Raw genomic sequence first — 5,498 nt, 5'->3', positions numbered from 1 at the left:
CGCCCTGCGCGCACAGCGCCTTGGCCGCGCGCAGCTGCCATGCCCGCTCCAGCTGCGCCAGCTGCCAGGGATCGTTTGCCCCCTCCGCTTCCTGGGCATCGGCCACCCGCACCATCTCCGCGGCGGTGTACTCGGCTGCGGCGAAGGCGAACACGTCGGTCAGGTAGTACTCGCCTTGCGCGTTGGCGTTGGACAGCGCGCCCAGCCATCGCCGCAACGCGGTGGATTCGGCGGTGATGATGCCGGTGTTGACCGTCGAAATCCGCTGCTGCTCGTGGTCGGCATCCTTCTGCTCGACGATGGCCGCGACCTTGCCTTCGGCATCGCGCACGATGCGGCCGTAACCGGTGGGATCCTCCAGTTCGGCCACCAGCACCGCCAGTCGCGGCGCGCCGCCCAGCAGCGCCCTGAGGGTATCGGCGCGCATCAACGGCACATCGCCGTACAGCACCAGCACTTGCGCGGTGTCGGGAACCTCCGGCATCGCCTGCCGCACCGCATGGCCGGTGCCCAGCTGCTGGCGCTGCTCGGACCAGATCAGGTCATCCTGGTCGGCAAACGCCGCACGTACCGCCTCACCGCCATGGCCATAGACCACATGGATGCCGGCCGGCTGCAACTGCCGCGCGGTGTCGATCACGTGTGCCAGCATCGGTCGCCCGGCAATGGGCTGCAGCACCTTGGGCAGAACCGACTTCATACGCTTGCCGGCACCGGCGGCGAGGATGATGACGTGCAGCGGCTGGGTCATGCGGACAACTTCCTTGAAAGATGCTCGGATTCTAAGCCTGCGCTGGTTAGCATTACAGGCAAAAGGGAAAACGCACCGCTGATGAGTCTGTTCCGTCAAAGCAGCCAGTACATCGCTATCGGGCTATTGCAGCTGTTGCTGGACTGGGGGGTGTTCGTTGCCGCAACTTCGCTGGGACTTCCTGCGGCGCCCGGCAATCTGCTCGGCAGGGTCAGTGGCGCCTTGATGGGGTTCTGGCTCAACGGCCGCTACACCTTCTCCCGGCACGGGCAGCAACGCCACGGTTGGAAGCGTTTCGCGCGCTTTCTGGTGCTGTGGCTGGCAATGACCGTGATCAGCACCGTGCTGGTCAGCTACACCGCGCAGCAGCTGGGTCTGCAGATGGCGTGGCTGGCCAAACCGCTGGTGGAAGGCGGGCTGGCCGTGGTGACCTTCTTCCTGCTCCGGCATCTGGTGTATCGCTGAGTGCCGCCCGGCCGCGCCTGTACATGTCACACCCTGCAGCGCCGATACCGTCCCGCCGGCACCCGCAACCACAGCCACAGAACGCACCATCCGTAGTGGCGCGTGGACTTGGCCGTGACCATGCGGGCGCATGCAGCCATACCAGTCCGGTCCCTGCGCCGCAGAAAACGAAAACGCCGGCACAGGGCCGGCGTTTTCGATGCGTTGTCCGCGAACCTCAGTGCTTGAGGTTGCGGCGCAGACGCTCCAGCGCCTGCAGCTGCGCGGTGACCTCGGCCAGGCGCTGCTGCGCTTCGGCCAGCTCCATGGCTTCGCCACGGTTGGCCAGCACACGCTCGGCTTCTTCCTTGGCCTTGCGCACCGCCGCCTCGTCGATGTCGGTGGCGCGAATGGCGGTATCGGCCAGCACGGTCACGACCTGCGGCTGCACTTCCAGGATGCCGCCGGAAATGGCGAAATCCAGCTGCTCGCCGGCAGCGGTGGTGACCACGACCTTGCCCGGCTTCAGACGGGTGATCAGCGGCGCGTGCTTGGGCGCGATGCCCAGCTCGCCCAGCTCACCGGTCGCCACGACCAGGGTCGCTTCGCCACTGAAAATCTGCTGTTCGGCACTGACGATGTCGCAACGAATGGTGCTCATGGAACTCTCTTCGCCTGGTTGGGTGGGCAGCGCCCACCACAGGTTGCAAAGGGCGGAGCGAACTCCGCCCTACGCAGGACTTAGGCCTTTTCGGCCATCTTCTTGGCCTTCTCGACCGCTTCTTCGATACCGCCGACCATGTAGAACGCCTGCTCCGGCAGGTGGTCGTATTCGCCATCCAGAATGGCCTTGAAGCCGCGGATGGTGTCCTTCAGCGACACGTACTTGCCCGGCGAACCGGTGAACACTTCGGCCACGTGGAACGGCTGGCTGAAGAAGCGCTCGATCTTGCGGGCGCGCGACACGGCCTGCTTGTCTTCCTCGGACAGCTCATCCATACCCAGGATGGCGATGATGTCCTTCAGTTCCTTGTACTTCTGCAGGGTGGCCTGCACGCCGCGGGCGGTTTCGTAGTGCTCGGTGCCGATGACCTGCGGGTCGAGCTGGCGCGAGGTCGAGTCCAGCGGATCGACTGCCGGGTAGATACCCAGCGAGGCGATGTTACGCGACAGCACCACGGTGGCGTCCAAGTGGGCGAAGGTGGTGGCCGGCGAGGGGTCGGTCAGGTCGTCCGCGGGCACGTACACGGCCTGGATCGAGGTGATCGAACCGGTCTTGGTCGAGGTGATGCGTTCCTGCAGGACGCCCATTTCCTCGGCCAGGGTCGGCTGGTAACCCACCGCCGACGGCATACGGCCCAGCAGCGCCGACACTTCGGTACCGGCCAGGGTGTAGCGGTAGATGTTGTCCACGAACAGCAGCACGTCCTTGCCCTTGCCGTTGGCGTCCTTCTCGTCGCGGAAGTACTCGGCCATGGTCAGGCCGGTCAGGGCCACGCGCAGACGGTTGCCCGGCGGCTCGTTCATCTGGCCGTACACCATCGCCACCTTGTCCAGGACGTTGGAGTCCTTCATCTCGTGGTAGAAGTCGTTGCCCTCTCGGGTACGCTCACCCACGCCGGCGAACACGGACAGACCGCTGTGCGCCTTGGCGATGTTGTTGATCAGCTCCATCATGTTGACGGTCTTGCCGACGCCGGCGCCGCCGAACAGGCCGACCTTGCCGCCCTTGGCGAACGGGCACATTAGGTCGATGACCTTGATGCCGGTTTCCAGCAGCTCGGTGGCCGAGGACTGGTCCTCGTACGACGGTGCCGCGCGATGGATTTCCCAGGTGTCCGAAGCATCGACCGGACCGGCTTCGTCGATCGGGCGACCCAGCACGTCCATGATGCGGCCCAGGGTGCCGGCGCCGACCGGCACCGAGATGGCGCGGCCGGTGTTGGTGGCGACCAGGTTGCGCTTCAGGCCGTCGGTGGAGCCCAGCGCGATGCAACGGACCACGCCGTCGCCGAGCTGCTGCTGCACTTCCAGCGTGATTTCGGTGTTGTCGACCTTCAGTGCGTCGTACACCTTCGGCACGTCGCTACGCGGGAATTCGACGTCGACGACGGCGCCGATGATCTGAACGATCTTGCCCTGACTCATTGCTGCATCCTCTAAATGTGTGCTTTGACTGCGCGCGGTCAGACCGCTGCTGCGCCGCCGACGATTTCGGAAATTTCCTGGGTGATCGCTGCCTGGCGGGCCTTGTTGTAGACCAGCTGCAGGGTTCCGATCAGCTTGTTCGCGTTGTCGCTTGCCGCCTTCATCGCCACCATGCGTGCCGCGTGCTCGGACGCCACATTTTCCAGCACCGCCTGGTACACCAGCGACTCGATGTAACGCGTGATCACGTGCTCGAGCACGGTCGCGGCATCGGGTTCGTACAGGTAATCCCAATCATGCGCGGCCACCTGGGTCTCGGCGGCAGGCAACGGCAGCAGCTGGTCGAACGTGGCCTTCTGCGTCATCGTGTTGATGAAGCGGTTGTAGACTAGGTACACGCGATCGACCTTGCCCTCGGTGAAGGCGTCGAGCATGACCTTGATCACGCCGATCAGCGTTTCCAGCTTGGGCTGGTCGCCGATATTGGCCACCGAGGCGGCCATGTTGACGTTGACGCGGCGGAAGAACACACCGGCCTTCTGGCCGATGGTCACCACGTCGATCTCGGCACCCTTGTCCTGCCAGTCACGCATTTCCGCCACAGTCTTGCGGAACAGGTTGTTGTTCAGGCCGCCAGCCAGGCCGCGATCGGAAGAGATCACGATGTAGCCGACACGCTTGACCTGATCACGCTCCACCAGGAACGGATGCTGGAAATCGGTGCTGGCCTGGGCCAGGTGGCCGATCACCTGCTTCATCGCCTGCGCGTACGGACGCGAGGTCTTCATCCGCTCCTGCGCCTTGCGGATCTTGGAGGCCGAGACCATTTCGAGCGCGCGCGTCACCTTGCGGGTGTTCTGCACGCTCTTGATCTTGGTTTTGATTTCGCGTCCGCCTGCCATTTCTCGCTCGCTCTGCTTACTTGGTTGGGAGGTGGCCGTGCGGCCACCCCCTGCCGGTCATCGCCTGGGCGATTACCAGCTGCCAGTGGTCTTGAACTCGGAGATGCCCTTCTTGAAAGCGGCTTCGATCTCGTCGTTCCATGCACCGGAGTCGTTGATCTTGGCGATCAGCTCACCGGCCGTGTTGGCAAAGTGCGCGTGCAGGCCGGCTTCGAACGCCAGCACCTTGTTGACCGGCACGTCGTCGAGGAAACCCTCGTTGACGGCGTAGATCGACAGGGCCTGGTCGGCGATCGACATCGGCGCGTACTGCTTCTGCTTCATCAGCTCGGTCACGCGCTGGCCGCGCTCCAGCTGCTTGCGGGTGGCTTCGTCCAGATCCGAGGCGAACTGCGCGAACGCGGCCAGCTCGCGGTACTGGGCCAGCGAGATACGGATGCCGCCGGACAGCTTCTTGATGATCTTGGTCTGGGCCGCACCACCGACGCGCGACACCGAGATACCGGCGTTCACGGCCGGGCGGATACCGGCGTTGAACAGGTCGGTTTCCAGGAAGATCTGGCCGTCGGTGATCGAGATCACGTTGGTCGGCACGAACGCGGACACGTCGCCGGCCTGGGTCTCGATGATCGGCAGCGCGGTCAGCGAGCCGGTCTTGCCCTTCACTTCACCGTTGGTGAACTTCTCCACGTACTCTTCCGAGACGCGGGCCGCACGTTCCAGCAGGCGGGAGTGCAGGTAGAACACGTCACCCGGATAGGCTTCACGGCCCGGCGGGCGCTTGAGCAGCAGCGAGATCTGGCGGTAGGCCACGGCCTGCTTGGACAGATCGTCGTACACGATCAGCGCGTCCTGGCCGCGGTCCATGAAGTACTCGCCCATGGTGCAGCCGGAGTAGGCGCTGATGTACTGCATCGCGGCCGACTCGGAAGCGGTGGCGGCGACGACCACGGTGTGGGCCAGCGCGCCGTTCTCTTCCAGCTTGCGCACGATGTTGGCAACGGTCGAGGCCTTCTGGCCGATCGCCACGTACACGCACTTGATGCCGGTGCCCTTCTGGTTGATCACCGCATCGATGGCCAGCGCGGTCTTGCCGGTCTGACGGTCACCGATGACCAGCTCACGCTGGCCACGGCCGATCGGGATCATCGAGTCGACCGACTTGTAACCGGTCTGCACCGGCTGGTCGACCGACTTGCGCCAGATCACGCCCGGCGCCACGCGCTCCACCGGCGCGGTCAGCGAGGTGGCCC

Annotated in this window: 6 protein-coding genes; 1 reads left to right on the top strand and 5 read right to left on the bottom strand. The window is 64.8% G+C overall.

Annotation, left to right across the window (positions count from 1 at the left end; genetic code table 11):
• A partial coding sequence (locus JCM9942_RS10255; protein WP_157722863.1) for an NTP transferase domain-containing protein occupies positions 1-751 on the bottom strand: 751 nt, incomplete at its 3' end.
• 81 nt (positions 752-832) lie between these two features.
• Here JCM9942_RS10255 and JCM9942_RS10250 point away from each other — a divergent pair.
• Positions 833-1,216, top strand: a complete 384-nt coding sequence (locus JCM9942_RS10250) for a GtrA family protein (protein ID WP_054659462.1) — start codon at positions 833-835, stop codon at positions 1,214-1,216.
• A gap of 217 nt (positions 1,217-1,433) precedes the next feature.
• Here the strand turns inward: JCM9942_RS10250 and JCM9942_RS10245 are convergent, their stop codons facing one another.
• The 4 genes from JCM9942_RS10245 to atpA form a co-directional block, all read right to left on the bottom strand.
• Positions 1,434-1,856, bottom strand: coding sequence for a F0F1 ATP synthase subunit epsilon (locus JCM9942_RS10245; protein ID WP_054659460.1), 423 nt, complete (start codon positions 1,854-1,856; stop codon positions 1,434-1,436).
• An 80-nt stretch (positions 1,857-1,936) separates the two neighbouring features.
• The gene (gene atpD / locus JCM9942_RS10240) at positions 1,937-3,343 is read right to left on the bottom strand and encodes a F0F1 ATP synthase subunit beta (RefSeq protein ID WP_054659458.1); all 1,407 of its coding nucleotides are present in this window, start codon (positions 3,341-3,343) and stop codon (positions 1,937-1,939) included.
• 38 nt (positions 3,344-3,381) lie between these two features.
• Positions 3,382-4,245 (bottom strand): F0F1 ATP synthase subunit gamma, encoded by an 864-nt coding sequence (gene atpG / locus JCM9942_RS10235; RefSeq protein ID WP_054659456.1) that lies wholly within the window; start codon positions 4,243-4,245, stop codon positions 3,382-3,384.
• A 72-nt stretch (positions 4,246-4,317) separates the two neighbouring features.
• Positions 4,318-5,498, bottom strand: a 1,181-nt coding sequence (atpA, locus tag JCM9942_RS10230) for a F0F1 ATP synthase subunit alpha (protein WP_054659454.1), incomplete at its 5' end; no start/stop codon positions are given.

The organism is Stenotrophomonas pictorum JCM 9942 (assembly GCF_001310775.1).
Lineage (GTDB): Bacteria > Pseudomonadota > Gammaproteobacteria > Xanthomonadales > Xanthomonadaceae > Stenotrophomonas > Stenotrophomonas pictorum.
Note: the sequence above shows the minus strand (reverse complement) of the source record. Positions and strands in the feature narration are given on the sequence as shown.

Bases quoted from the DNA above. Each gene is read 5' to 3' on its own strand.
- atpG (WP_054659456.1), bottom strand. From the start codon at position 4,245: ATGGCAGGCGGACGCGAAATCAAAACCAAGATCAAGAGCGTGCAGAAC.
- JCM9942_RS10245 (WP_054659460.1), bottom strand. From the start codon at position 1,856: ATGAGCACCATTCGTTGCGACATCGTCAGTGCCGAACAGCAGATTTTC.
- atpD (WP_054659458.1), bottom strand. From the start codon at position 3,343: ATGAGTCAGGGCAAGATCGTTCAGATCATCGGCGCCGTCGTCGACGTC.
- JCM9942_RS10250 (WP_054659462.1), top strand. From the start codon at position 833: ATGAGTCTGTTCCGTCAAAGCAGCCAGTACATCGCTATCGGGCTATTG.